Consider the following 25,842-nt stretch of genomic DNA (forward strand, 5'->3'; position numbering starts at 1 on the left):
CCAGCCCGACCAGCGTCGTCGGGTGGCCCAGCCCGGGCGAGAGCGGCGGGCGCGCCGTCCCGGGTCGCTCCGGCCATCGCCTCACGGTGGCAGCGGCCGATATCGATCAGGCCTACGCACCGGACATGACCGGGTGACGCGGTTCAGCCGGCGTCGGAGGAGTGTCCGGGGAAGAGGTGCGCGGTCGGGTCGATGGCGACGGCCGCGTTGTTGACGGCGGTGGCCGCCTCGCCGAAGCCGGTGGCGATTAGCCGCACCTTGCCCGGGTACTCGGTGATGTCACCGGCGGCGAAGACCCGGGGCAGGTTGGTCGCCATCGCGCTGTCCACCAGGATGTGCCGGCGGTCCAGCCGCAGCCCCCACTCCGCCAGCGGGCCCAGGTCGGCGGTGAAGCCCAGGGCCGCGATGACCGTGTCGACCGGCAGGGTCTCCGGGGCGGCACCCCGTACCGTGATCTCGGCGGCGCTCACCGTCGCGTCGCCGTGCAGCCGGGTCACCTCGGCGTTGACCACCACCCGCACCGGCAGCGACAGCACCCGGGAGACCGTGCCGGCGTGCGCCCGGAACCGCTCCCGGCGGTGCACCAGGGTCACCGAGCGGGCCAGCGGTTGCAGGGTCGCCGCCCAGTCGAACGCCGAGTCGCCCCCGCCGACGATCAGCACGTCCTGGCCGGCGAGCGCGGCCGGCTCCGGTACGAAGTAGACGAGACCACCGCCGACGAAGCTCTCCGCCACCGGCAGCGGGCGCGGGGTGAAGCTGCCCAGCCCACCGGTCACCACCACCGCCCCGCAGTGCAGCTGCTCGCCGCCGGCGAGGCCGAGCACCGGCCGCCCGTCGAGCTCGGAGAGCTTCTCGGCCCGGGTGCCGAGCAGGTACTCGGGGTGGTAGGGCGCGGCCTGGGCGACCAGGTTCGCGACGAGGTCCCGCCCCTTGACGGCGGGGAAGCCGGCGACGTCCAGGATGAGCTTCTCCGGGTACATCGCGGTGATCTGCCCGCCGGGCTCCGGCAGCGCGTCGATCACCGCCACCGAGAGCCCGCGGAACCCCGCGTAGTACGCGGCGAAGAGGCCCGTGGGGCCGGCCCCGATCACCGCGACATCGACCTCGCGCATGGGCGTACCGTCGCTTTCCGCTGGCGGATCAACGCGTGCTGGTGCCGACGGTAGGCCCGCCGACCCGCCCGGGCAAGCATGTCCCGCGTGCTGCGACCACCGGCGGGTCTCGAGGCTCAGGGCCCGATCAGCGTCGACTCCGGACGGTGCGGCCCGTACGGCTCGGGCCGGCGGCGCCGGAACAGGATGGCCGCCACCACCCCGCCGAGCAGCCCGAACAGGTGCCCCTGCCAGGAGATGCGCTCGTCGGTCGGGAGGATGCCGAGCAGTTGCCAGCCGTAGAGCAGCCCGACCAGCAGCACCACCGCGAAGTTCCACCAGCTGCGTTCCACGATGCCCCGGGTCAGCAGGATGCCCAGGTAGCCGAAGATGACCCCGCTCGCCCCGACCACCACCGAGTTGGACGCGCCGGTGAACCAGACGCCCAGCCCGCTGACCAGGATGATGATCAGGGTGGACCAGAGGAAGCGGCGGGTGCCGGCGGCGAGCACGAAGGTGCCGAGCAGGATCAGCGGGATGCTGTTGCTGTAGAGGTGGTCGAAGCCGTGGTGCAGGAACGGTGAGAAGAAGACCCCGTCGAGGCCCTGGATGCGGTGCGGGATGATGCCGGCCGCCACGTCGAGGCCGAAGTCGAGCCCCTGGTCCATCGCCTCGATGACGAAGAGAAACGGCACCACCGCGCACATGGCGACGAAGGCCCGGCCGAGCGAGGCGTAGAACGCCTCGGTGCCGAACCGGGTCGGGTCGCCGCCCATCGGGTGCAGGGTCACCCTGCAAGGGGTATCAGCTATCGCCCGCGACCGCCACCTGGCCGCGCGCCGGTCCGCCGTACGACGACGGCGGGGCGGGTGGTCGCCCACCCGCCCCGCCGTCGTTGGAGTCGATCAGTACCAGCCGACGTCCTGGCTGTGCGCCCACGCCCCGCAGGGGGTGTTGTACCGGCCCTCGATGTAGCCGAGGCCCCACTTGATCTGGGTCGCCGGGTTGGTCCGCCAGTCGTCGGCGACCGAGGCCATCTTGCTGCCCGGCAGGGCCTGCGGGATGCCGTACGCCCCGGAGGAGGGGTTGCTGGCCCGGTGGTTCCAGCCGCTCTCCTTGTTCCAGAGCTTGTCCAGGCACGGCATCTGGTCGATCTTGAAGCCGGCGTCGAGCAGCAGCGCGCATCCGATCTCACGGTTGCCGCTGAACTCGTTGCAGGAAGCCGGGATCGGCCCGGTGAAGGCCTTGGACTCCGACTCCTTCTCCGCCGCCTCCTCCTTCTCCGCCGCCTCGCGCGCCTTCTTCCGGGACGCCGCCGCGGCCTCGGCCGCCTTGGCCCGCTGGGCGGCCTCCTTGGCGGCCTCGGCGGCGCGCAGCTTCGCCTGGTACTCGGCGCTCCGCTGCTGGGCGGAGGAGCGCCGGTGCTCGGCCTGGAGCTCGCGCTGGTACTGGTACTCGGCCTGATCGACCTGGAAGCTGACCTGCGAGGTCAGACCCTGTTGCTGGGTTTCCCGGTCTTCGCCGAGGTAGAAACCGCCGGCAACGCCCACGGAGAGCAGTGCGACAGCGGCCGTGCGGGCACCGAACCGACTCCACAGCCGACTCACGAAGTGTCCCTTCGTCGGGGGCAAGGACGCGGCGCGAGGCCGGCCGTCTCCGGGCCCGGTCGTGCCGCGAGCGCCCCGACCGCAGCCGGTCGACACTGCCGCACCGGCCTCGCCGAGGCCCGTCCGGGGGTGGGACGAACGATGCTCGACGATCCTGCCGAGGCGTGGGCGCTCGTTGGACACCATCGCGCACGGTGAGGCTGATGGGAAACCAACAGAGCACTTTGTGATCTGTGCCACAAAGCGAATGCGGACGATGAAGGGCGTACCCGGCGCCCGGAGAGGTCAACCGGGGATGTCCTCCAACAGATCCGTCACCATGGCCGCGATCGGGGACCGCTCCGAGCGACTCAGCGTGACGTGCGCGAAGAGCGGGTGCCCCTTCAGCGCCTCGATCACCGCCGTAACGCCGTCGTGCCGGCCGACCCGGAGGTTGTCCCGCTGGGCCACGTCGTGGGTGAGCACCACCCGCGACCCCTGACCGATCCGGGACAGCACGGTGAGCAGGACACCACGCTCCAGGGACTGCGCCTCGTCCACGATGACGAAGGCGTCGTGCAGGCTGCGGCCCCGGATGTGGGTCAACGGGAGGACCTCCAGGATGCCCCGCGAGGTGACCTCCTCCATCACGTTCTCGTGCACCACCGCACCGAGGGTGTCGAAGACCGCCTGGGCCCAGGGCGACATCTTCTCCGACTCGGAGCCGGGCAGGTAACCCAGCTCCTGGCCGCCGACGGCGTAGAGCGGGCGGAACACGATCACCTTCTTGTGCCGGCGGCGCTCCATCACCGCCTCCAGGCCGGCGCAGAGCGCCAGGGCGGACTTTCCGGTGCCGGCCCGTCCACCCATCGAGACGATGCCGATCGACTCGTCCAGCAGCAGGTCCAGCGCGATCCGCTGCTCGGCCGAGCGGCCGTGCAGGCCGAACGCCTCCCGGTCGCCACGGACCAGGCGGACCGTCTTGTCCGGCAGCACCCGCGCGAGCGCCGAGCCGCGGGTGGAGTGCAGCACCAGGCCGGTGTGGCAGGGCAGGCCGGCGGCGGCGTCCAGGTCGAGGGTCTCCCCCGCGTACAGCTGGCCGATCTGCTCCTCACCCAGCTCCAGCTCGGCCATGCCGGTCCAGGTCGGGTCGCTGGCCTGGCCGTGCCGGTACTCGTCGGCGCGCAGCCCGACCGAGGCGGCCTTGACCCGCAGTGGCATGTCCTTGCTGACCAGCGTCACCTCCCGCCCCTCGGCGGCGAGGTTGAGCGCCACGGAGAGGATCCGGGCGTCGTTGGACTCGTTGCGGAAGCCGGGGGGCAGCACGCCGTCGTCCGAGTGGTTGAGCTCCACCCGCAGCGTGCCCCCGGAGTCGTTGGCGGGCACCGGGTGGTCCAGCCGCCCGTGCCGCACCCGCAGCTCGTCCAGCATGCGCAGCGACTGTCGGGCGAACCAGCCCAGCTCCGGGTGGTGCCGCTTGCCCTCCAGCTCGGAGATGACCACGAGGGGCAGGACCACCTCGTGCTCGGCGAACCGGTGGAAGGCCGCCGGATCGGAGAGGAGCACCGAGGTGTCCAGGACGAACGCCTGGCCGGCTGGTCGGGGCTCCTCTGGCGCCACCGGGACGGCCGTACGGCGGCTCCGGCTGGCTCGGCGGGTCGTGGCAGTCGCGGCCGGGGTCGGGTCGGCACCGGCGGTCGTACGGCGAGTGGTCACAGGCCTGCTCCGACGGATGGGCACCCGCCACCCGTGTTCCGCCTCCTCCGGTGCCCGGGGACACGGGGTCGGATGCGGAACCCCGTGCGCGAGGTCGCAGATCCGGGCGGACCGGCTGGCCCGGGTGGACCCCGTGCCATGCCTAGACGCTAGCGGCGCCGGGCCCCCTCGGCTAGAGGTCCGGGTGGATCTCCCCCGACCGGGACGTGAACGCGAGGCGGCGGACCGGCCGGGATGCATGCCCCCTGCGCGCATCCCGGCCGGTGGGACCACCGTCACCGGTCTGACGTGGCCCCGGCGGTGCGCGTCCGCCGCGGACGGCGCACCGGGTCGGTGGTGGTGCCGGCCGGCCTCAGCCCTGCCGCCGGACCAGGGTCCCGGCGGGGTGCCGGGTGGCGACCGGCCGGACCGGGGAGGAGCCGGTGTACGTGGTGCCCTGCCGCACCGCCGGAGCGGGGAGCTTCCCGGTGACCACCGGTGCGTCGCCCACCGGCACGGACAGCGCCGTGGCGATGGCGGCCTGGGCGTCCCGACGGCGCCGGTTCCACGCCCCCCGGTCGCCGTCGAAGTAGCCCTGCCGATAGCCGAACCGGTAGCCGATGCGGTAGCTGAGCTGACCGTGCAGCCGGCCCGCCGCGTAGCTGGTCGCGCCGAGCAGGAGGACGAGGAAGACCGCGAGGAAGGGGCTCATCCGGCGGCTCCGACGCGCCGCCCCGGCCGGCTCACCGCTCCTCCGGCTCGACGCCGGTGGGATCGACGACCAGGAGCCGGTCGAGATCGTCCGTGCCGATCTCCTCGACCAGCTCGACGCTGATCCGGCAGGCGTCCAGGACCACCTCGGCGACCGAGGAGCGGCGGATCTCGCCGCCGGCGTCGTAGACCCGGACGCTCAGCTCCGGGCAGCCCAGGTGGGTACGCCAGGCGTCCCACTCGGCCCGGTCCCCGACGCTCAGTGACAGGTAGCGGCAACCCCGGGCGAGGTACAGGCGCCAGGGTGCGCTCAGGCCGGCGGCAACCCCCTCCGCGATCAGGCCGAAGGCCTGCGCGCGGGTCGCGAGTTCGGTCACCACCCCTCCCTCACGGCGGAGGAGGCGTGACACATGTGAGCACTGATCGTCTCATGCACGAGACACACCGTAGATTGTCCCATGAGCGTGACAGTATCAGCTTTTCGTGCGGTTACCGCCGCACCTAAGTTCTTCTATTCTGCCCAGGTGACACCCCTCAGCAGTGGTTTTGGATCGTTTACCGGCGGGTCCACGCGCACGTCCCGTTCGCGTGACACAGGTGTGCCCGGGGCGCCCCTGAAGGCCCGCACGCCGTACCGTCACGAGGTGACCGAGACCGCCCCCGCACGGAAGATCGCCTTCGCTGCCTTCGTCCGCCGGGCCCTCGACGACGCCCGCGCGATGCGGGCGTGGACGGGCACCGAGGTCTCCCGCCGCACCGGCGTCTCCCGACAGACCATCAACCGCTGGGTCCGCGGCGACTGGGCCAGCGACCCGGAGGTGGAACGGGTGGTGGCGTTCTGCGAAGGGCTGGGCCTCAACCCGGCGCACGCGTTCGCCGCGCTGGGCTGGGACCGGGCGGCGGCCCCCCGGAACCCGGTGCCCACCCCGCCGATGGACCCGGACGTCGAGGCGCTGCTGCGCCGGTTGGTGGACCCCGCGGTGTCGGACGCGGAGAAGTTCCACATCCGGGAAACCATCCGTTACCTCGCGTACCGCCCAACTCTCCCGGCAACTGACCGAAAGCGAGAGGATCAGGCCGGGTAGTTCCTCAGATGGCGAAAGAACGCCTGGTCAGACCCGATCGTTTCGCTCCGGGGCCGGAACGGGCACGCTAGCGTCCGTATTCGTACTGCTTGGGCTCGTCGTCGGCGGGGGGACGGGACAAGGCCGAACCCAGCCCTGCGGGACAGAAGGAGGGGTCTGTCCATGACCCTGAAATGGTGGGCAATAGTGATCGCGGCGGTGTCGGTGACATCGTGCGTGACCGCCAACGTGGTCATCGGCGCGGTTGAGGGCGAGCAGCTTCCCCTGGTCGTCAACCTCTTCGCGCTCACCACCGCCGGCACCGCGGTCGTCCTGGCCGTGGTCGCGGAACTGCACGACCGGCTCAACGACCGGGTCAGCGCGCTCACCGAGTTCCTGGTGGCGCGGCTCAACGAGATCGAGGCGCACGCCGGCGACCGGAACAGCGGCTTCGTCGAGGGCTACCTGCTCAACCACGGTCAGGAAGCCGCCGTCGTGCCGTTCGGGCGCCGAGGACGGGGAGCCGCCGAACGCTGAAACGACGCCAGGCCGCCCCCGCGCCGGACACCGGGTCCGCCGTCACATCGCGGCCACGAATGAGTGACGATCCCCGGGGTACGCTGACGCCCGTGTCGCCGTTGAATCTGGGCAACCAGCAGCCGAAAACCCCGTTGGACGCCGACCTTGCCTGGCGGGCCACCGCCGCGCGGGCGGGCGACACCGTGCTCTTCTTCGACTTCGACGGCACGCTCGCGCCGGTCGACGACGATCCCACCGCGGTGCAGCCCGCGCCGAAGGTGCTGGCCGCGCTGGAGGCGCTCGCCCCGGTGGTGCAACGGGTGGCCATCGTCTCCGCCCGCCCGGTCGACTTCCTCCGCGACCACCTCGGCGGCCTCGCCGGCATCGACCTCTACGGCCTCTACGGGCTGGAGCACAGCCACTCCGGCGGCGAGACCGTGACCGAACCGGCCGCCCTGCCCTGGGTGCCGACGATGGCGGAGCTGGCCGACCAGGCCCGGGCCGAGCTGCCTGCCGGCACGCTGGTCGAGTTCAAGCGGCTGAGCGTGGCGCTGCACTGGCGTACCGCCCCGCAGCTCGGCGCTCAGGTGGAGCGGTGGGGCCGGGAGCAGGCCGAGCGGCTCGGGCTGAAGGTGCAGGCCGGCCGGATGGTGCTCGAGCTCAAGCCACCCGTCGACCGGGACAAGGGCCTGGTCATCGGCGAGGTGGTCCGGGACGCCGGTGGCGCCTGGTACTTCGGCGACGACGTCTCCGACATCAAGGCCTTCGCCGCGCTGCGGACCCGCGCCGCCGCCGACCCGGACTTCCTCGGCGTCTGCGTGGCGGTGGCCAACCCGGAGACCGGTCAGGAGGTCGCGGAGGCCGCGGACCTCACCATCGACTCCCCGGCCGCCCTCGGCGACTTCCTCACCGCCGCCCTTCCGCACCTCACCGGAGACAGTGTCGGGTAACCGTCGGGAGCCGGGTACGTACTGCCCGGCCGCCCAGCAGCGACAGCCCGCCGCACCGGGGCGGCCCCGGCGGGGTCAGGCGCCGAAGCGGCGCTGGCGGGTGGCGTAGGAGCGCAGCGCGCGGAGGAAGTCGACGCGGCGGAAGTCCGGCCAGTTGAGTTCGCAGAAATAAAACTCGGAGTGCGCCGACTGCCAGAGCATGAAACCGGAGAGTCGCTGCTCGCCGCTGGTCCGGATGATCAGATCCGGGTCGGGCAGGCCCCGGGTGTAGAGGTGCTCGGAGATGTGGTCCACGTCCAGCACCTCGGCCAGCTCCTCGATGCTGGTGCCGGCCTTCGCGTGCTCGTGCAGCAGCGAGCGGACCGCGTCGGCGATCTCCCGCCGGCCGCCGTACCCGACGGCGATGTTGACCTGGGCGCCACCGGCCCGGTCCCGGGTCCGCTCCTCGGCGGCCTTGAGCGCCTGCGCGTGGTGCGCCGGCAGCACGTCCAGCGCGCCCACCATCCGCAGCCGCCAGGGGTTGCCCTCCTCGGCCAGCTCGGTGCTCAGGTCCTCGATGATCTGGAGCAGCGGATCGAGCTCCTCCGCCGGCCGGGAGAGGTTGTCGGTGGAGAGCAGCCAGAGCGTGACGTGCCCCACACCGGCGGCGTCGCACCAGCGCAGCAGCTCCTTGATCCGCTCGGCGCCCATCCGGTGCCCGTCGTTCGGGTCGACGTAGCCCATCTCCCGCGCCCACCTGCGGTTGCCGTCACACATCACGCCGACATGCCGGGGCACCGGCTTGCCCGCGAGCGACGCCGTCAGCCGGCGCTCATACACGGAGTAGAGGAGGTTCCGCAGTGTCATCACCTTGCAGGGTAGCGACCCGAGCGCCGGATCATCGCCTCGGTGGCCCATCCCGCGCCGGCAGACCAATACCGATCATGGCGAGGGTACGGGCGTCGAGCCGGCCGTCACCGAGACCGAGCTCCACCACCGACGTGTAGACGCGGTCGTCCCGGCGGGCCGCCCGGACGGCGGCGTCGACCACCCGGCGGCGCCGGGCCAGCCAGGCCGCGGCCGAGCTGTGCCGCAGGTGGGTGCCGAGCCGCCGGCGCAGGTCGGCGGCGTACCGGTCGGCCGCCCGGGCCGGCGCCTGCGCGGCGGCGGCCCCGGCCAGCGCCCCGGAGAGCAGGGCGTAGAAGATCCCCTCGCCGGTGAACGGGTTGATCAGCGAGAGCGCGTCGCCGGCCAGCACCACTCGGCCCCGGCCGGGCGCGGGACGGTGCGTCGACAGCGGCAGGTGGTGTGCGCGCAGCGCGGTGACCGTCGCCGGGTCCGTCCGCGGCAGCAGCGCGGCGAGCCGGTCGAGCAGGTGCGCCCGGCTGAGCGGCTCACCCCGCAGCACCTCCCCGTACCCGATGTTCGCCCGGCCGTCGCCGATCGGGAACGACCAGGCGTACGCCGGCCAGCGCGCCCCCGACGTGACGATGAGCTGCTCGGGCGGACCGGGCAGCGCCGGGGCGTACCCCCGGATGGCCAGGGCCAGGTGCCGGTCCGGGTTGGCCGGGTGGCCGAGGGTTCGCCGGACGAGCGACCCGGCGCCGTCCGCCCCGACCACCGCCCGCGCGGTCACCTCCCCGTCGAGCACCACGTGGCCGTCCCGCGGCTCGACCCGGCGGACGGTGTGCCGGCGCAGCACCGCGCCGGCCGCCACCGCCGCCGCCACCAGCCGGGCGTCGAAGACCTTCCGGGGCACCGTGTACGCCGGCCGGGGCAGCGGCCGGGCCACCGCGCCCCCGCCCGGAGCGACCAGGCGCAGCGCGGGCAGCGGGGCGTACCCGGCGACGGCGTCGGCCACCCCCAGTTCGGCGAGGACGTCCAGCGCGTGCGGGGTGATCCCGTCGCCGCACGCCTTGTCGCGCGGGAAGTCGGCCCGGTCCACCAGCAGCACCCGCGCGCCGGCCCGGCAGGCGGCGAGCGCTGCGGCCGACCCGGCCGGCCCGGCCCCGACCACGATCACGTCGAACTCGTCGCTCACCGCGCCCCCTCCCGCCCGCAGCCCGCTCCCCCCTCATCCTCATCCTCCCCCGCCCACCCCACCACCCCCCGACGCCGCACCGGCCCACCCACAGCCACTCTCGGTGATCATGAAGTTGACGGCGACTTCGATCTCCGCGAGTGCCGTCAACTTCATGATCACCGGAAGTGTCCGGTCGGGTGGTCAGGGTTCGGGGGAGGGGGCGGTGGCGCGGTGGAGGGCGTAGAGGGTCAGGGTGGCGGCGGCGACCAGTGGTCCGCCGTCGCGGATGAGGCCGTCGACGCCGAGCAGCCACCAGCAGAGCGGTAGGTCCACGGCGAGCACCCCGAGGGTGACGAACACCAGCAGCCGGCGGGCCCACGACCGGCCGCGCATCAGGAAGGCGGTGCAGAAGAGCACCAGGTAGCTGACCGCGATCCCGGCTAGGAACCAGAAGAGCACCACCGGCACGGCGGCCAGCCGCCCGTCCAGGACGGCGCCCCCGGCGACCAGGGCGGGCACCAGCATCAACGGGCTGTACGTGAAGGCGGCCACCCGGCTGGTGAGCAGCCAGGCGGTGACCGGGGGCCGTTTCGGGGCGACCTCCCGCCAGGAGATGGTGCCACCCGTCACGACCAGGCTCTTGCGGTGCCGGACCAGGTGGCCGGCGACGGCGTCGGAGCGGTAGAGCAGCACGACGACGCCGACGCAGAGGGCGGTGAGCACGGCGAATCCGAGCAGTCCGGGCAGCGGCGGCACCCCCTGCCGGGGCACCACCAGCCGGCCGACCGCGAAGACGGTGGTGACGGCGAGGATCAGCCCGAGCGGTCTGGCGACCGTACGACCCCGGTTGACGTGCCCGATCAGCAGCAGAAAGCCCAGCGACCGGAGCATCGCCCAGCCGGTCCGCACGGCCAGACCGAACTCCTGCTCCGGGGCGTACCACCAGTTGAGCAGCTCGACCACGACGGTGGCCGCCGCCGTCGTGGCCAGCAGAACGGTCAGGGCCCGGACGGCGGACGGCCGCCGGACCTGGGTGGTCTCGGCGGCCGTCCTCATGGCATCCGTGGTGCCCGGTACGGGCAACCGTCACACCTACCGCTGCGGCTGCTCCGCGTCGAGCCGGGCGCGCAGCGCGTCCAGCTCGGCCCAGAGGACGCCCGGCAGCTTGTCGCCGAACTTCTCGAACCACTCGGTGACCAGCGGCAGCTCCTGGCGCCACTCCTCCGGGTCGACCTTGAGGGCGATCCGGACGTCCTCCGGGGTCATGTCCAGACCCTCGACGTCCAGCGCGTCCTGGGCCGGGACCATGCCGATCGGGGTCTCGACGGCGTCGGCGCGGCCCTCGAGCCGCTCGACGACCCACTTGAGCACCCGGGAGTTCTCGCCGAAGCCGGGCCAGAGGAAGTTGCCCTCGGGGTCCTTGCGGAACCAGTTCACGTAGTAGATCTTGGGCAGCTTGGCCTCGTCGCCGTCGGCGCCCTTGCCCATCTCGATCCAGTGCCGGAAGTAGTCGCCGGCGTGGTAGCCGATGAACGGCAGCATCGCCATCGGGTCGCGACGGACGACGCCGACCTCACCGGAGGCGGCGGCGGTGGTCTCCGAGGAGAGCGTGGCGCCCATGTAGACGCCGTGTACCCAGTCGCGGGCCTCGGTGACCAGCGGGATGGTGTCCCGGCGGCGGCCACCGAAGAGGATCGCGTCGATCGGCACGCCGTTCGGGTCGAAGTAGTCGTCGGCGAGGATCGGGCACTGGGTGATCGGGGTGCAGAACCGGCTGTTCGCGTGCGAGGAGAGGCTGTCGCTCTCCGGCGTCCAGTCGTTGCCCTTCCAGTCGATCAGGTGCGACGGCGGCTCGCCCATGCCCTCCCACCAGATGTCGCCGTCGTCGGTGAGGGCCACGTTGGTGAAGATGGAGTTGCCGCGGTCCAGCGTCCGCATGGCGTTGGCGTTGGTCTTCCAGTCGGTGCCCGGCGCCACGCCGAAGAGGCCGTACTCCGGGTTCACCGCGTAGAGGCGACCGTCGGGGCCGAAGCGCATCCAGGCGATGTCGTCGCCGATGGTCTCGACCTTCCAGCCCGGGATGGTGGGCTCCAGCATGGCCAGGTTGGTCTTGCCGCAGGCGGACGGGAAGGCGCCGGCGACGTGGTAGACCCTGCCCTCCGGCGAGGTGATCTTGAGGATCAGCATGTGCTCGGCGAGCCAGCCCTCGTCGCGCCCCATCACGCTGGCGATGCGCAGCGAGTAGCACTTCTTGCCGAGCAGCGAGTTGCCGCCGTAGCCCGAGCCGAAGGACCAGATCTCCCGCGTCTCCGGGAAGTGCGAGATGTACTTGGTCTCGTTGCACGGCCAGGCGACGTCCTGCTGGCCGGGGGCGAGCGGGGCGCCGATGGAGTGCAGCGCGTGCACGAAGTCGGCGTCGTCGCCCATGGCCTCGAGCACCTTCGCGCCCATTCGCGTCATGATCCGCATCGAGGCGACCACGTACGGGCTGTCGGTGATCTCGACGCCGAACATGGGGCTCTCGGCCTCTACGGGACCCATGCAGAAGGGGATGACGTACATCGTCCGGCCGCGCATCGAGCCGCGGTAGAGCTCCGTCATCGTCTGCTTCATCTCGGCCGGCGCCATCCAGTTGTTGGTGGGGCCGGCGTCCGCCTCGTCGACGGAGCAGATGTAGGTGCGCTCCTCGACCCGGGCGACGTCCGTCGGGTCGGTCCGCGCGTAGAACGAGTTGGGCTTCTTCTCCGGGTTGAGCCGGATCAGGGTGCCGGCCTCGACCAGCTCGTCGGTGAGGCGCCGCCACTCCTCATCGGACCCGTCCACCCAGACGACCCGGTCCGGGGTGGTCAGTTCCGCGACTTCTCTGACCCAGGCGAGCAGCTTGGGGTGGGACGTCGGGGCCTGATCGATACCCCGCACAGCAGCCGGAGCAACCATGACACATCTCCTTGTGGTCGACGCTGACCGTTCTATGGGATGCACGAGTTCTGGCGGGCGCGAGCCGCGTCGCCTTCGTGGAAACCTGGGATTGCGCTCAGCGTAAACCGGGCGGACCCGCGAGTCAGTGGGACTGGTTGTGAACAACTGCACAAGGTGCGGCCCGGCTGCGGCATCACGAGCTGATACCCGCTTTCACGCGCAGTTTCACGCAAATCCTGTGGGGAACTGTCGCCGGGCCGCCGGAACGGGGGCCGGCGAAGCGAGGAATCCGGACGCCTGGCACCGGGCCGACGATTCGCCGACCGGGCGACCGACGCTCCACAACGGGGTTACGCTCTGTTCACCACGGGCGCCCTGGCAGCCCGCCCGCCCGGACGCGCCCGGGACGTGGCCGGCTTGACATTGCTACCCGCCCGGCGTGCCCCCAACCGGTACGCTCGGCGGGTGGCCGCGACGATGACCGGGGGTCAACCGGACTCCCCGCCGACCCGCCCGGGTCTGGTCCACTCTCTGCTGGACCGTTTCGGTCACCTCGTCCGCGAGCTGGGCAAGTTCGCGACCGTGGGCGGCTTCGCCTTCCTGGTCGACTTCACCATCTTCAACTACCTCGCCAACGTGCGCGGGGTGGAGCAGGTGACCGCCAAGACGATCTCCACCGTCATCGCGGCGACCATCGCCTTCCTCGGCAACCGGTTCTGGACGTGGCGGCACCGCAAGGGCTCCAACCCGGCGCGGGAGTACGGGCTGTTCTTCTTCTTCAACGCGGTGGGCCTGGGGATCACGGTCGCCGTCCTGGCGCTCAGCCGGTACGGCCTGGGCAGCGTCTGGCCGGACGTGTTCCAGACCGCGCTGGCCGACAACATCGCCAGCTACCTCGTAGGCACGGGCCTGGCGACGCTGTTCCGATTCTGGTCGTACCGACGGTTCGTCTTCGTGGCAGCGGGAAACCGCCCCGTTCCGGAGGCGGCACCCGAACGCCCGACCGGGGCGTGACCTGCCGCCCATCCCGTCCTGCCGGATCGAGCCGGCCCCGTCCACTGGCCTAAGGTGTTCCGCATGCGTCTTGTCCGTCTGCTGCCCGAGCGCTGGCAGAAGTTCATCCACGAGGCGCTCAAATTCGGCATCGTCGGTGGGGTCAACACCGTCATCAATTACGCGGTGTTCAATCTCCTTGCACTCACCGTTTTTGTCAACGGTCAGCTGAAGGCGACCGTCATCGCGACCATCGTCGCGACGATCACGTCGTATCTGATGAATCGGCACTGGACGTACCGGGATCGCCCGAAATCAGCGTTGCGGCGCGAATACGCCCTGTTCTTCCTGTTCAACGGGGCCGGCCTCCTCATCGAACTGGGCGTGCTCGCCGCGGCCAAGTACGGCCTCGGGGTGAACAGTCTGATCGCGCTCAACGTGGCCAAGACCGGCGGTGTCCTGCTGGCCACCCTCTTCCGCTTCTGGTCCTACCGCACGTTCGTCTTCCAGCCGGTCCCCAAGCACGCCGAGGAGACCTGGCACACCATCGAGCGGGACGAGTGGGACACCATGGCCGAGCTGGACCCGGTGGCCGAGCTGGCCGAGTCGGTCAGCGAGCTGGAGGAGGCGCAGGAGCGGACCGAGCAGCGCCGAGGCGCCGGCGAGACGATCTTCAAGCAGGCCTCGTCCCGCCCCGCCCCGCTGGACGCGGCCCTGAGCCGGTCGGTCGGCGACGACCTCGACGCCGAACTCGACGCGGAACTGGCCGCCGAGCTCCACGCCGCCAGCCGGCGCTCGCCCCGCCCCTGACGGGCGGGCGCGGGGCCGGCTGCGACCCCGCGCGCGCCCCGGCCTCAGACGCCCGGATCCCGCAGCGGCTTGCCGTCCCGCATGTCGGCGAGGATCTCACGCATCTCGCCGTCACCGAGCGAGTGCTTGTCGTGGTGGGCCTCGACCAGCTCGTACAGCTTGGTCTGGACGGTGCCGACGCCGGGCACGTCACGCAGCACGGACTGACCGCGCTCACCGGCCGACTCGATGGTCAGCGTGCCGCAGCCGAGCAGCCGTTCGATGAAGCGCTGGTTCATCGCGTGGTCGTTGATCCGGGTCAGCGGGATGTCCCGCCGGTCCCGGGAGAGCACACCCTGCTGGAGCAGCACCCGCTCGTCGGTGAACAGGTAGTGCGTGCTGCGCCAGACCAGGAACGGCCAGAGCGCCAGCCAGAGCACCAGGACCAGGACCAGCGCGGCGATCACGTAGAGCGCGATGGTGCCGCCGTCACCGTCGGGCAGCAGCATCCAGCCCACCACCAGCGCGGCGACGCCGAGGGCCAGGACCAGGAGCGGCCGCAGCAGCGCCTTCCAGTGCGGGTGCAGGTGCAGGACGACGTGCTCGTCCTCGGTGAGCACGTCTTCGGGAAACGCCACAGGAACCTCCATCGCCTGAATCGGACGCGCAGACCGTAACCGGTCGTCGCGCCCGGACGGATCAGCCGCACGGGGCGATCCCCCGCGTCGGCGGGGGCGGAGGCGGTCAGCGCAGGTGGAGGATGTCGCCGGCGGCGACGGGGCGCTCGCCGGTGGGGGTGTCGACCAGCAGGCGGCCGTCGGGGTCCACGCCGGTGGCGAGGCCGGTCAGCTCGCCGCCGTCGGGGAGCAGCACCCGCACCTGCCGGCCCACTGTGACGCAGCCGGCCAGGTAGGCGTCGCGCAGGCCGCTGGCGACCGCGTCGCCGCCGGCGGTGCGCCAGCGGTCGTACCAGTCGGCGAGGGAGCGGAGCAGGGCGCGCAGCAGCGGATCCCGGTCGGTGGCCGCCGCACCGGCCAGTTGCAGGCTGGTGGCGGGCAGGCCGGTCGGGTTCTCCGGCAGTTCGTGGGCGCGGAGGGTGACGTTGAGGCCGACGCCGAGGACGATCGCGGGCGGCTGCGCCGGGGACGCGCCGGGCACCGCCTCGGCCAGGATGCCGGCGCACTTGGCGTCGCCGACCAGCAGGTCGTTGGGCCATTTCAGCCCGGCGTCCAGCTCGGCCAGCCGGGTCACCGTCTCCACCAGCGCGACCCCGGCGAGCAGCGGCAGCCAGCCGTACCCGGCCGGTGGGGCCGGCTGCCAGCGGCGCTCGGCGACGGCCTCGCCGGGCCGCAGCAGGACGCTGGTCGCGATGCCCGCGCGGGCCGGCGACTGCCAGACCCGGCCGCGCCGGCCGCGGCCGGCGGTCTGCCGTTCGGCGACCACCACCAGGCCCTCCGGCTCACCGGCGCGGGCCGCGGCGGCGGCGTCGGCGTTGGTCGAACCGGTCTCGACCCGCAGGTCCAGCCGCCGCCACGGCCCGTCCGGCCCGGTCAGCGCGCGGGACAGCCGCGCCGCCGACAGCGGCGGTCGGTCCAGATCGGTGTACGGCGAGCCCGGCATCCCGCCAGCCTACGGGCGGCGACGGAGGGTACTGAGGCGTACTGCACAGCGGCGTCGTCCTGAACCATCGTTATATTCCCTGGGTGACTACCGAGACCGGGATCAACATCCACAGCACCGCGGGCAAGCTGGCGGACCTGGAGCGACGGGTCGACGAGGCCGTGCACGCCGGGTCGGCGCGCGCGGTGGAGAAGCAGCACGCGAGGGGCAAGAAGACCGCCCGGGAGCGGATCGAGCTCCTGCTCGACGAGGGCTCCTTCGTCGAACTGGACGAGTTGGCCCGGCACCGGTCGACGGCCTTCGGGCTGGAGAAGAACCGGCCGTACGGCGACGGCGTGGTGACCGGCTACGGCACCGTGGACGGCCGGCAGGTGTGCGTCTTCGCGCAGGACTTCACCGTCTTCGGCGGCTCCCTCGGCGAGGTCTTCGGCGAGAAGATCGTCAAGGTGATGGACCTGGCCATGAAGATCGGCTGCCCGGTGATCGGCATCAACGACTCCGGCGGCGCCCGGATCCAGGAGGGCGTCGCCTCGCTCGGCCTCTACGGCGAGATCTTCTTCCGCAACGTCCGGGCCAGCGGGGTCATCCCGCAGATCTCGCTGATCATGGGGCCGTGCGCGGGCGGCGCGGTCTACTCCCCGGCGGTCACCGACTTCACCGTCATGGTCGACCAGACCTCGCACATGTTCATCACCGGCCCGGACGTCATCAAGACGGTCACCGGCGAGGACGTGGCGATGGAGGAGCTGGGCGGCGCCCGCACCCACAACTCGCGCAGCGGCAACGCGCACTACCTCGCCAGCGACGAGTCCGATGCGATCGAGTACGTCAAGGCGCTGCTGTCGTACCTGCCGTCGAACAACCTCGACGAGCCGGTCGTGTACGAGGCCCCGGCCGACCTTGACATCTCCGCGGAGGACCGGGAGCTGGACACGCTGATCCCCGACTCGGCCAACCAGCCGTACGACATGCACCGGGTGATCGAGCACGTCCTCGACGACGGCGAGTTCCTCGAGGTGCAGCCGCTCTACGCGCAGAACCTGCTGATCGGCTACGGCCGGGTCGAGGGCCGGCCGGTGGGTGTGGTCGCCAACCAGCCGATGCACTTCGCCGGCACCCTGGACATCGCCGCCAGCGAGAAGGCGGCTCGCTTCGTGCGGACCTGCGACGCGTTCAACATCCCGGTGCTGACCTTCGTGGACGTTCCCGGCTTCCTCCCCGGCACCGGGCAGGAGTGGGACGGCATCATCCGCCGTGGCGCGAAGCTGATCTACGCGTACGCGGAGGCGACCGTCCCGAAGGTCACCGTCATCACCCGCAAGGCCTACGGCGGCGCGTACGACGTGATGGGCTCCAAGCACCTCGGCGCGGACCTCAACTTCGCCTGGCCGACCGCGCAGATCGCGGTGATGGGCGCCCAGGGCGCGGTGAACATCCTCTACCGCTCCGACCTGGCCAACGCCGAGGACCCGGCCGCCGTCCGGGCCGAGAAGATCGCCGAGTACGAGGACACCCTGGCCAACCCGTACATCGCCGCCGAGCGGGGCTACGTCGACTCGGTGATCCCGCCGCACGAGACCCGGGCCCAGATCGTCCGGGCGCTGCGGGTGCTGCGTACCAAGCGGGAGACCCTGCCGCCGAAGAAGCACGGCAACATCCCGCTGTAGCGACCCGGCAGGGAGCCCCCGGTCCTGACCGGGGCTCCCTGCCGACACCTCGTCCGCCGCACCGGTGCCGACGAGCCGACGGGGCAGCCGTCAGCAGGACGGGTTGGCGGCGGCGCACATGCGGCGCGCGGCGGTCTCGGCGAGGTCGCGAAGCTCGGCATCGGTGCCACCACGGGCGGGCGTGAGGACCGTGACCAGGTCGCCGGAGCGGACGACGGCCCGGTTGACCGGCTTCGTCACCTGCTCGTCCGGCACCGCCGAGGTCATCACCTCCCGGGACGGCGACGCGGTGTGCCGCAGCAGCACCGCCTGGTCGCCGGCGAAGTCCCGCGCCACCACCGTCCAACGGTGGGTCGACGTGAGCAGCTCGTCCCGCCCACCCCACTTCGCGAGCCCGGTGCTCTGCCACTGCCCGCAGCGGGCCACGAGCCGGTCGAGGTCGTCGAGGACCTCACCGGCCGCCTCCGGCCGCACGCGGTAGAGGTCCTGACGCAGCAGCGGCTCCCCCGTCGGGTCGCCCACCTGCCGGCTGCGCAGCACCGTCTGCGAGCGGGAGTACCGGGAGACCGCCCACTCGGCGGCGATCCCCTTCTCCTTCAGGCACACCATCAGCATGTCGTCGACGCGGACCGGTTCACCGATCCCCGATTCGGTGAGCGGCGGGTCGGCCCGCTCGGGCAGGTCGGCCACGGACACCAGGGCCTCCAGCGGTATGTCCGCCCGGCTCGGGCTGGCCGCCGGCCGCGCGCCGGCCGCCACCGGCTTTCCGGTCCGTCCGGCCGCCACGGCGGTGGAGCCCGAGACCACGACCAGCACGACCGCCGCCGCCAGCGCCGCCGTACGCCGACTGCGCCGGCGGGCGCGGGCGCGCAGCTCGGCCGGTTCGGCCCAGCGGACCCCGCTCAGCTCCCGGTGCAGCCGGTCGAAGCTCAGGTGCTCGGACATCAGGCCTCCTCCAGGTCAGAGACGGCGAGCAGGCCGGCGAGCGCGGTGCGCCCCCGGGAAAGTCGGGCCTTGACGGTGCCGACGGGTGCCTCGGTCTCCCGGGCCACCTCCGCCACCGGCATGCCGAGCAGGTAGTACAGGGCGAGCGCGACGCGCTGCTCCTCGGGCAGCCGGCGCAGTGCGGCGACCACCTCGAGGGTGTCGGTGCCGGGACCGGGCACGCTCGGTTCCGCCCCGTGCCGCAGGTACGCCTTCGCCCGGCTGCGCAGGCTGCGCCAGCGGCTGACCGCGATCCGGCCGGCCACCACCCGGACCCACGCCTCGGGGTCGTCGTACCCGCCGACGGTCGACCAGCGCTGCCAGGCCCGGATGTACGCCTCCTGCACGGCGTCCTGCGCCTCGGCGAGGTCGCCGGTCAAAACGTAGACGAAGCCGAGCAGCCGTTGTCGGCTGCCCCGGTAGAAATCGTCGAACCCGTCGACGTCCGGCACCCGCTACCTCCCCCGTGGTGGTCGCAGGTGACACGCACGCCGCGGGACGCCGGGTTGCCGGCTCAGCCGACCATTTTCGTCAACTCCTCCGCCGGGAACGCGCCGGCCGGGATCCGTTCCCGCACGGCCCGCCGGACCGCCCGCTGCACGGCGGAGTTGACCGGCGTCGGCACCCCGTACCGCCGGCCGAGCAGGGCGATCTCGCCGTTGAGGTGGTCGGCCTCGGTGGAGCCGGCGCCCCGGGCCAGGCTCTGCCAGGTGGAGCTGCCGCTGCGCGGCTGTCCGTCGACGGGGCTGGTGCCCACCCGGTCGCCCCGTTCGGTCGCCTCCTCTTCCCGGGTGGTGTGCGCGATCCCGGCGGCGGCGAGCGCGTGCTCACCCTCGGCCCGGACCCGCTTCGCCAGCTCGTCGGGGACGTTCGCGCCGAGCAGGGCCTGAAGGCCGTTGCCGAGGTTGGCCAGGAGCTTGCCGTACTTCCACCGCATGACGTCGTCCCGGACCGGGGCGACGAAGCCGGCGCCGGTGAGGTCGGCGGCCACCGCGCGATCCACGTCGTCCGATCCGGACGGACAGCGACCCAGGTGCAGCATCCCCGGATGCGGGTGTCCGTTGGCGACGACCACGCCCGGCTCCAGGTGAGTGGCGGGCAGCCAGACGCAGACCGGGTGCACCCGGTCGAAGAGCCGTAGCGCCGCGGGCTCGTTGGCCACCCCGTTCTGCGCGGTGAACAGCGGCAGGCGTTCGGCGGCCGTACCGCCACCGTCCACCGGGGCGTCCGCCCAGGCGGCCAGGGCGGCCGGGGTGTCCTGCGACTTGACGGTGAGCACCAGCACGGTGTCGGCCGGCAACGGCCGCTCCCCGGGCCCGTCGACGGCCGGGCCGCGCCAGGTCACCGTGCCGTCCGGGGTACGCAGGGTCAACCCGTCCCGCCGGATCGCGTCCAGGTGCGCGCCGCGGGCCACCAGCGTCACGTCGTGGCCGGCCTCGCCCAGCCGTACGCCGATGGTGCCGCCGACCGCGCCCGCCCCGATGATCACGTAGTGCACCCGGTCATTCTGCCCGTTCACTCCGACACCGCGAGGCGGACGAGCCGGCACTGGGTGGGGCGGCGCCGCCGACGCCGGTCAGCAGGGCGCTCGGAGGTCAGCCGGTGAGGCCGGCGTCGGTGAGGATCGGGCCGGCGAGCAGGGCGGCGCCGACGACGAGGGCGGCCAGGTTGACCAGGCCGAAGACGGTCACCCAGAAGAACGCCGGGAAGGGTGTCAGGTGGGCGAGCTGGTCGGCGTCGGACTCCGGCATCCGGCCCCGGCTGCGCAGCCGCTGCAACTCGAAGACCGGGCGTACGCCACCGAGCAGCAGGAACCACACGCCGGTCCAGGCGAAGGCGGCCTGCACCTGCGGCGAGGCGTACCAGGAGACGGCGAGCACCACGCCGCCGGTGACCAGCAGGGACAGCACGCCGAAGACGTTGCGGATCAGTACCAGCATGGCGAGCAGCAGCGCCACCGCGACCCAGAGCAGCAGGGTGATCCGGTTGCCGCCGAGCAGCCAGGCGCCGGCCAGGCCGACCAGCGAGGGCGCGACGTAGCCGGCGAGCAGGGTGAGGATCATGCCCGGGCCGCTGGGGCGGCCGGCGGAGAGGGTCAGGCCGGAGGTGTCCGAGTGCAGTCGGATGCCGTGCAGCCGACGCCCGGTGAGCAGCGCCACCAGGGCGTGCCCGCCCTCGTGGGCGATGGTCACCGCGTTGCGGGCGATTCGCCAGGGCAGCCGGGTGGCGACCACCGCCAGCGCGACGACGGCGGTGAGCAGGACGAGCAGGGGCGGCGGGTCGGGCTGCGCGCTGAGGAGCTTGTCCCAGAGGCCACCGAGGCCGTCGATCGACACCATGGGCGGGGAGCCTACCTGCCTCGGTCGTGTCGTTCGAAGGTCGTGATCTCGTATCGGGTGAGACTGACCGGGTGGCGATCGGAGCGGGAGGTGAACGCCGGTGAGTGCGGCACCCCTGGAGCCTCACGTCGGCCTCTGGACGGAGGCCGACTACTTCGCCATGGGCGAGACCCCGAACCGGATCGAGTTGCTCGACGGGAGCCTGATCGCGAGCCCTGCTCCCAGCAGGCGGCACCAGCGGGTGTCCCGCCGCCTCGCGAACAGTGCGGAGGCGGCGGCCGAGGGCCATGGTCTCTCGGTCTTCGACGCCGTCAACGTTCGTCTCGGCGTTGACCGGATCGTCATTCCGGACCTCGTCATCACCGACGCTGACGACGAGGGCACCGTGCTGGAGCCCGAGCAGGTGGTCCTCGTCGGTGAGATCGTCTCGCCGGGCAACGCCGCTGCCGACCGCCTGACCAAGATGCAGCTCTACGCGATCGCCCGGATCCCGTGGTACCTGCTGATGGAGCAGGACGGGGAAGCCCACTCGCTGCGGCTGTACCGGCTCGACGGCGCGCACTACGTCGAGGACCAGGTGGCGAAGGCCGGCGAGACGCTGACCATCACCGACCCGTTCCGCTGGCAGCTCGACCCGGCCTCGCTGCGCTGACCAATCCAGCCGACCAGACCGCCATCGATCGCCTCTGATGAAAATTTCCTCTACGACTCTTGCGCGTTGAGGCAGTTACCTCCAAAGATTGGCGTCAATCGATCGGCGTCCTGTGGAGGCATCCATGACCCGTACCAGGTTCTCGCTGCGCCGGCTGCTCGCCGCCGGCCTCACCGTCGTCGCCACCGCGGCGGCGGCCCTCGTCGCCACCGCCGGACCGGCGGCCGCGGCCACCGTCCCCGGCATCGACGTGTCGCGCTACCAGGGCACCATCAACTGGACCAGCGTCCGCAACGCCGGCATCCAGTTCGCCTTCATCAAGGCCACCGAGGGTACGAGCTACAAGGACCCGAACTTCAACGCCAACTACGTCAACTCCTACAACGCCGGGGTGATCCGGGGCGCGTACCACTTCGCCCGGCCGAACATCTCCTCCGGCGCCACCCAGGCCAACTACCTCGCCTCGAACGGCGGCGCGTGGTCGGCGGACAGCCGTACCCTCCCCGCCGCGCTGGACCTGGAGGCGAACCCGTACAGCGGCGGCTACTGCTACGGACTGAGCACCACCGGCATGCGCAACTGGGTGCAGGACTTCCTGAACACCTACCGGTCCCGCACCGGCCGGTACGCGGTCATCTACACCACCACCAGCTTCTGGAACCAGTGCACCGGCAGCTGGACCGGCCCGTGGGCCAACCACCCGCTCTGGGTGGCCCGCTGGTCGAGCAGCCCCGGCACCCTGCCCGCCGGGGCGCCGTTCTGGAGCTTCTGGCAGTACACCGACAGCGGCAGCGTCCCGGGGATCAGCGGCGGCGTCGACCGCAACTACTGGAACGGCGACCGGACCCGGCTGATCGCGCTGGCCAACAACACCTGACCGGCGCCGGACAGAGGTCGGCGGCAGCGGGATCGGTCACCGTAGGTCGATGACCGGTCCGGCTGCCGCCGTCGTCCTGCGTCGGATCAGGCCCTGCGTCGCGCGGTCACGGGCACCGGCACGGCGTCCTCGCCGGCCAGTGCGCCCCGCCGGGCGAGGCGCCAGGCGGCGACTCCGGCGGCGGTGACCGTCACGACGGTGAGCAGCGCGACCAGCACCGGCATCCCGGCACTGACCAGCAGCAGAGCGACGTCGCCGAGCGCGACCAGCATCCACAGCGCGAGCCGGGGACGAGCGTCCTTGCGTCGGTAACCCATGTCGTGCCTCCTTCCGTCGTCGAAGGACAGTTACCCCCTACGACGGAAGGTCATGCGAATCAACTTCGCACCCGCGCGAATCCCGTGGGTCAGTTCACCCGGTCGGGCTGGAAGCCCTTGACGACCTGGTCGAAGTTGGCGAGGTTGGCCTGCCAGTCCTTCGCCGCCACCTCCCACCGGATCGCGTAACCCCGGTTGGTGGCGGTCGCGAAGCCCCGGTTGCGTACGTGGATCCGGGTGTTGTCCCGGGTCTCCAACCACTCCCAGTCGGCGCAGGTCCGGTACCAGTCGCAGCTCTTGATGGAGCCCACCAGCTGGTAGTTGTTGACCCGGCTCCTGCGATCCGGTTCCTTGTCCTTCCAGTCGGCGACCGCGTCCCGCAGAGGGCTGTTGGTCCACTGGATCAGCATCTCGCCGACCCCGTTGTCCTGCCGGAAGACCGCCGTGTTCGAGTTGATCTGCCCACCGCGCCAGCCCGGCGGCAGCGGCACGGAGAAGGTCGGCCCCCTGTGCAGGGTCCAGCCGGCCGGCAGGGCGTTCGGGTTGGTGGACGGGCTCGCCGAGGGCGTCGGGGTGGGCGGCGCGGCGCTGCTCGGCGCGGGTGCCGGCGCGGCCGGCGCCGTGGTGGGGGCGGCCGTCGAGGGCGCCGCGGAGCTGCCCGAGCCGGCCCGCGGGGTGTCGTCGTCCTTCGGGTCGCCGCCGCTGGTCAGCAGCGGCACGAGCACCGCCAGGCCGACCAGCAGCACCGCCACCAGGGCGCCGATCAGCACGTTGCGCCGCTTGTGGTCACGCTTCGTCCCGTCGTACACCGAACCGGTGACGGGCTCGGCCGGCGCGGCCGGCGGGCTCACCGGGGCCGGCATGACGGACGTGGGGTTGCTCGGCTTCGGCGGCTCGACCTTGCTGGTCGGCTCGGCGTCCGCCGACGGCGGGTCGACCTCAGCGGGGGGTGCGGTGTCAGCGCTCGCCGGCACCTTCGCGGTCGCGTCGTCGGTGGCCGCAGCGGCGGCGGCCCCCGCCGCGGCCTGCTCGGCGCGCGGCGCCGGCACCTTCGGCTCGGCGAGTTCTTCGGCCGGTCGCGGCGCCGGCACCACCGGCGGTCGCGGCTCGCGCGGACCGTTCGGCCCCGGCCGGCGTACGCCGTCGAGCAGCGAAATGCCCTTGGCGCGCTTGCCGCCGGCCCGGCGCAGCAGGCGCTCGGCCACCTCGGCGGTGATCCGGTCCTTCGGGTCCTTGCGGAGCAGTCCGTTGAGGACCGGCTTGAGCGGCCCGGCGTTCTTCGGCGGCGGCAACGGCTCGGTGGCCAACGCGGCCAGCGTGGCGATCGCCGACGGCCGGGCGTACGGGGACTTGCCCTCCACCGCCGCGTAGAGCGTCGCGCCCAGCGACCAGAGGTCGGCCTCCGGGCCCGCGGTGCCGTCCTTCGCCCGCTCCGGCGCGATGTACGCGGGGGAACCGAGCACCATGCCGGTGCGGGTCACGTTCGGGTCGCCGGGGATGGTCGCCAGACCAAAATCGGTCAACACCACCCGGCCGTCGGTGCCGAGCAGCACGTTGCCCGGCTTGATGTCGCGGTGCATCACGCCGGCCTTGTGCGCCGCCTTCAACGCGCCGAGCACACCCAGCCCGATCTCCACCGCCTTGGCCGGCGACACCGGACCGTCCTCGGCGAGGGTGTCCTGGAGGGACTTCGACGCGACGTACTCCATGACGATCCACGGGTCGCCGTCGGTGCGCAGCACGTCGAAGATGCGGACCACGTTGACGTGGTTGAGCCGGGCGATGGCCCGGGCCTCCCGCAACGAACGTTCCCGCATCTCCCGACGCTCGTCGTCGGTGAGACTGGGGGGCGGGACCAGCTCCTTGATCGCCACGTCCCGGTGCAGCACCTCGTCGCGTGCCTTCCAGACGCGGCCCATGCCGCCCTGACCGAGCGGCGAGATGAGCCGGTACCGGTCAGCGACGAGTTGGGGAAGCGCGTTGGACATCGGTGAGACGGTACCCGGCGCCGACAATGGTCACACCGCCGGCACGCCACTGTGCGGGAAAGGTCAAGCTCCCGACGCGTACGCTGGCGCCATGTCTGCCGAAGAGCCGCTGTTCCGGGTCGTCCGAGGTGTCCCCACCGCCGATGAACTGGCCGCGCTGGTGGGCGCGATCGTCGCCCGGTCCCGTCCGGTCGCCGCGCCCGCGTCGGTGCGGACCTCCGCCTGGGCCCGCAGCGCCCGACCGGCCGCCGCGACGCCCGCCGCCGGGCCCGGCGCGTGGCGCGCCTCCGGCCTCCCCCGCTGACCCTTCCCGGCGTACGGACCGGCTGAGCTGGGGATAAATCGTCGGGGCTGCCGAGATCGCGTCACAGCCATTAACCTCACTCAGGGAAACGGCGCCGTGACGGTAGGGAGGGTCGATGATCCCCGAGGAGGACCGCCCAGTTTCCTGGCTGGGCGACTACGGCGGCATCGAGGCCGACATCCGCCAGATGCGGGAGTTCGCCGACCGGCTCCAGGCCGAGGTCGAACGGAACTACGCACCCCACCTGCGCTACATCGTCGACGACATGACGGCGGCCGTCCCGAACCCGTGCGACGCCTTCGTCGAGCTGGTGCAGTTCCTCCACGCGCACTGGGAGAACCAGCAGGCCACCAGCGACATGGTCCACGCGCTGGGTCAGGCGACCGGCCGGCTGGCCAGCGCCGCCGGCACCATCGCCCAACGGTACGAGGGCGCCGACGCCTTCTCGTCCGCCCGCGTGGCCGACGTACGCCAGGCCCTCGCCGACCCGTACGCGGCCCTGCCCGGCCGGCAACCGGTGTTCCGTGACCCGACCGGCCCGGACGGCGGGCCGGTGGTGCTGCCGTGATCGAGAGGGGCAGCGGCCGCACGTCCGGCCTCACCGACTGGCAGCTGATGGACGTCCTCAGCATGTGGGCGTGTCTCCAGGACCACGACACCAGGGGGCACTGGAAGCAGGTCCAGGGCTGGCAGAAGGTCTGCGACCTCGCCCAGACCCACCTGGACCGGCTCCGGCAGTACCGACGCGGCCTGGCCGAAGCCTGGCCGCCGCAGA

28 protein-coding genes are annotated in these 25,842 nt (G+C 72.3%); 10 read left to right on the forward strand and 18 right to left on the reverse strand.

Going from position 1 to position 25,842, the window contains the following annotated elements:
• Nucleotides 1–143 precede the first annotated feature (143 nt).
• The 6 genes from AC5L3Z_RS14465 to AC5L3Z_RS14490 all read right to left on the reverse strand — a co-directional run bounded on the left by AC5L3Z_RS14465 (nt 144) and on the right by AC5L3Z_RS14490 (nt 5,460).
• Nucleotides 144–1,112, reverse strand: coding sequence for an NAD(P)/FAD-dependent oxidoreductase (locus AC5L3Z_RS14465; RefSeq protein WP_494842268.1), 969 nt, complete (start codon nt 1,110–1,112; stop codon nt 144–146).
• Between the two features lie 116 nt (nt 1,113–1,228).
• Entirely contained in the window at nt 1,229–1,882 is a 654-nt protein-coding gene (locus tag AC5L3Z_RS14470; RefSeq protein ID WP_334523583.1) for a rhomboid family intramembrane serine protease, read from the reverse strand.
• Nucleotides 1,883–1,996: 114 nt separating this feature from the next.
• The gene (locus tag AC5L3Z_RS14475) at nt 1,997–2,698 is read right to left on the reverse strand and encodes an aggregation-promoting factor C-terminal-like domain-containing protein (protein WP_494842270.1); all 702 of its coding nucleotides are present in this window, start codon (nt 2,696–2,698) and stop codon (nt 1,997–1,999) included.
• Nucleotides 2,699–2,983: 285 nt separating this feature from the next.
• Nucleotides 2,984–4,393 (reverse strand): RNA 5'-3' helicase PhoH2, encoded by a 1,410-nt coding sequence (phoH2, locus tag AC5L3Z_RS14480; RefSeq protein ID WP_494842271.1) that lies wholly within the window; start codon nt 4,391–4,393, stop codon nt 2,984–2,986.
• 352 nt (nt 4,394–4,745) lie between these two features.
• Nucleotides 4,746–5,084: a hypothetical protein gene (locus AC5L3Z_RS14485; RefSeq protein WP_494842273.1), complete on the reverse strand. Its 339-nt coding sequence runs from the start codon at nt 5,082–5,084 to the stop codon at nt 4,746–4,748.
• 31 nt (nt 5,085–5,115) lie between these two features.
• Entirely contained in the window at nt 5,116–5,460 is a 345-nt protein-coding gene (locus tag AC5L3Z_RS14490; protein WP_494842275.1) for a hypothetical protein, read from the reverse strand.
• A 267-nt stretch (nt 5,461–5,727) separates the two neighbouring features.
• On the opposite strand from AC5L3Z_RS14490, the gene AC5L3Z_RS14495 reads away from it, so the two are divergent.
• From AC5L3Z_RS14495 to otsB, 3 genes are all read left to right on the forward strand, one after another.
• Complete coding sequence (locus tag AC5L3Z_RS14495) at nt 5,728–6,168, forward strand: XRE family transcriptional regulator (protein WP_494842277.1); 441 nt, start codon at nt 5,728–5,730, stop codon at nt 6,166–6,168.
• 162 nt (nt 6,169–6,330) lie between these two features.
• Nucleotides 6,331–6,684: a hypothetical protein gene (locus tag AC5L3Z_RS14500; RefSeq protein ID WP_494842279.1), complete on the forward strand. Its 354-nt coding sequence runs from the start codon at nt 6,331–6,333 to the stop codon at nt 6,682–6,684.
• Nucleotides 6,685–6,776: 92 nt separating this feature from the next.
• Nucleotides 6,777–7,616 (forward strand): trehalose-phosphatase, encoded by an 840-nt coding sequence (otsB, locus tag AC5L3Z_RS14505; protein WP_494842281.1) that lies wholly within the window; start codon nt 6,777–6,779, stop codon nt 7,614–7,616.
• A gap of 75 nt (nt 7,617–7,691) precedes the next feature.
• Here otsB and AC5L3Z_RS14510 read toward each other — a convergent pair whose 3' ends face one another.
• From AC5L3Z_RS14510 to AC5L3Z_RS14525, 4 genes are all read right to left on the reverse strand, one after another.
• Nucleotides 7,692–8,462: an isoprenyl transferase gene (locus AC5L3Z_RS14510; RefSeq protein ID WP_334523559.1), complete on the reverse strand. Its 771-nt coding sequence runs from the start codon at nt 8,460–8,462 to the stop codon at nt 7,692–7,694.
• A 31-nt stretch (nt 8,463–8,493) separates the two neighbouring features.
• Nucleotides 8,494–9,657 (reverse strand): geranylgeranyl reductase family protein, encoded by a 1,164-nt coding sequence (locus tag AC5L3Z_RS14515; RefSeq protein WP_494842709.1) that lies wholly within the window; start codon nt 9,655–9,657, stop codon nt 8,494–8,496.
• A 162-nt stretch (nt 9,658–9,819) separates the two neighbouring features.
• The gene (locus tag AC5L3Z_RS14520) at nt 9,820–10,674 is read right to left on the reverse strand and encodes a hypothetical protein (protein WP_494842282.1); all 855 of its coding nucleotides are present in this window, start codon (nt 10,672–10,674) and stop codon (nt 9,820–9,822) included.
• Nucleotides 10,675–10,710: 36 nt separating this feature from the next.
• Nucleotides 10,711–12,555 carry a phosphoenolpyruvate carboxykinase (GTP) gene (locus AC5L3Z_RS14525; RefSeq protein ID WP_494842283.1) on the reverse strand — a complete coding sequence of 615 codons (1,845 nt, stop codon included), beginning with the start codon at nt 12,553–12,555 and terminating at the stop codon, nt 10,711–10,713.
• 459 nt (nt 12,556–13,014) lie between these two features.
• On the opposite strand from AC5L3Z_RS14525, the gene AC5L3Z_RS14530 reads away from it, so the two are divergent.
• The gene (locus tag AC5L3Z_RS14530) at nt 13,015–13,551 is read left to right on the forward strand and encodes a GtrA family protein (protein ID WP_494842711.1); all 537 of its coding nucleotides are present in this window, start codon (nt 13,015–13,017) and stop codon (nt 13,549–13,551) included.
• Nucleotides 13,552–13,614: 63 nt separating this feature from the next.
• Nucleotides 13,615–14,340: a GtrA family protein gene (locus AC5L3Z_RS14535; RefSeq protein ID WP_494842284.1), complete on the forward strand. Its 726-nt coding sequence runs from the start codon at nt 13,615–13,617 to the stop codon at nt 14,338–14,340.
• A 44-nt stretch (nt 14,341–14,384) separates the two neighbouring features.
• On the opposite strand, the gene AC5L3Z_RS14540 is transcribed toward AC5L3Z_RS14535, so the two are convergent.
• Together AC5L3Z_RS14540 and AC5L3Z_RS14545 are read right to left on the reverse strand one after the other, a co-directional pair.
• Nucleotides 14,385–14,957 carry a PH domain-containing protein gene (locus AC5L3Z_RS14540; RefSeq protein WP_494842286.1) on the reverse strand — a complete coding sequence of 191 codons (573 nt, stop codon included), beginning with the start codon at nt 14,955–14,957 and terminating at the stop codon, nt 14,385–14,387.
• 106 nt (nt 14,958–15,063) lie between these two features.
• Entirely contained in the window at nt 15,064–15,939 is an 876-nt protein-coding gene (locus AC5L3Z_RS14545) for a biotin--[acetyl-CoA-carboxylase] ligase (RefSeq protein ID WP_494842287.1), read from the reverse strand.
• A gap of 83 nt (nt 15,940–16,022) precedes the next feature.
• On the opposite strand from AC5L3Z_RS14545, the gene AC5L3Z_RS14550 reads away from it, so the two are divergent.
• Nucleotides 16,023–17,606 (forward strand): acyl-CoA carboxylase subunit beta, encoded by a 1,584-nt coding sequence (locus AC5L3Z_RS14550; protein WP_494842288.1) that lies wholly within the window; start codon nt 16,023–16,025, stop codon nt 17,604–17,606.
• A 90-nt stretch (nt 17,607–17,696) separates the two neighbouring features.
• Here AC5L3Z_RS14550 and AC5L3Z_RS14555 read toward each other — a convergent pair whose 3' ends face one another.
• From AC5L3Z_RS14555 to AC5L3Z_RS14570, 4 genes are all read right to left on the reverse strand, one after another.
• Complete coding sequence (locus AC5L3Z_RS14555; protein WP_494842290.1) at nt 17,697–18,551, reverse strand: hypothetical protein; 855 nt, start codon at nt 18,549–18,551, stop codon at nt 17,697–17,699.
• The gene (locus tag AC5L3Z_RS14560) at nt 18,551–19,042 is read right to left on the reverse strand and encodes a SigE family RNA polymerase sigma factor (RefSeq protein ID WP_494842291.1); all 492 of its coding nucleotides are present in this window, start codon (nt 19,040–19,042) and stop codon (nt 18,551–18,553) included. Before AC5L3Z_RS14560 ends, AC5L3Z_RS14555 begins: the two co-directional genes overlap by 1 nt.
• A 62-nt stretch (nt 19,043–19,104) precedes the next feature.
• On the reverse strand, nt 19,105–20,109 hold the full coding sequence (locus AC5L3Z_RS14565) for a ketopantoate reductase family protein (protein WP_494842293.1): 1,005 nt from the start codon (nt 20,107–20,109) through the stop codon (nt 19,105–19,107).
• A gap of 76 nt (nt 20,110–20,185) precedes the next feature.
• Nucleotides 20,186–20,929 carry a M50 family metallopeptidase gene (locus AC5L3Z_RS14570; RefSeq protein WP_494842295.1) on the reverse strand — a complete coding sequence of 248 codons (744 nt, stop codon included), beginning with the start codon at nt 20,927–20,929 and terminating at the stop codon, nt 20,186–20,188.
• 100 nt (nt 20,930–21,029) lie between these two features.
• Here AC5L3Z_RS14570 and AC5L3Z_RS14575 point away from each other — a divergent pair, with 100 nt between their 5' ends.
• Together AC5L3Z_RS14575 and AC5L3Z_RS14580 are read left to right on the forward strand one after the other, a co-directional pair.
• Entirely contained in the window at nt 21,030–21,581 is a 552-nt protein-coding gene (locus AC5L3Z_RS14575) for a Uma2 family endonuclease (RefSeq protein ID WP_494842297.1), read from the forward strand.
• Nucleotides 21,582–21,705: 124 nt separating this feature from the next.
• Nucleotides 21,706–22,458: a GH25 family lysozyme gene (locus AC5L3Z_RS14580; protein WP_494842299.1), complete on the forward strand. Its 753-nt coding sequence runs from the start codon at nt 21,706–21,708 to the stop codon at nt 22,456–22,458.
• Between the two features lie 86 nt (nt 22,459–22,544).
• Here AC5L3Z_RS14580 and AC5L3Z_RS14585 read toward each other — a convergent pair whose 3' ends face one another.
• The gene (locus tag AC5L3Z_RS14585; protein ID WP_494842301.1) at nt 22,545–22,775 is read right to left on the reverse strand and encodes a hypothetical protein; all 231 of its coding nucleotides are present in this window, start codon (nt 22,773–22,775) and stop codon (nt 22,545–22,547) included.
• A gap of 89 nt (nt 22,776–22,864) precedes the next feature.
• The gene (locus AC5L3Z_RS14590; RefSeq protein ID WP_494842303.1) at nt 22,865–24,763 is read right to left on the reverse strand and encodes a serine/threonine-protein kinase; all 1,899 of its coding nucleotides are present in this window, start codon (nt 24,761–24,763) and stop codon (nt 22,865–22,867) included.
• Between the two features lie 91 nt (nt 24,764–24,854).
• Here AC5L3Z_RS14590 and AC5L3Z_RS14595 point away from each other — a divergent pair, with 91 nt between their 5' ends.
• Nucleotides 24,855–25,067: an acyl-CoA carboxylase subunit epsilon gene (locus AC5L3Z_RS14595; protein WP_494842305.1), complete on the forward strand. Its 213-nt coding sequence runs from the start codon at nt 24,855–24,857 to the stop codon at nt 25,065–25,067.
• A 115-nt stretch (nt 25,068–25,182) separates the two neighbouring features.
• Nucleotides 25,183–25,635 (forward strand): hypothetical protein, encoded by a 453-nt coding sequence (locus AC5L3Z_RS14600; protein WP_494842307.1) that lies wholly within the window; start codon nt 25,183–25,185, stop codon nt 25,633–25,635.
• The last annotated feature ends 207 nt before the right edge of the window (nt 25,636–25,842 follow it).

It is taken from the genome of Micromonospora sp. LZ37, assembly GCF_059359015.1.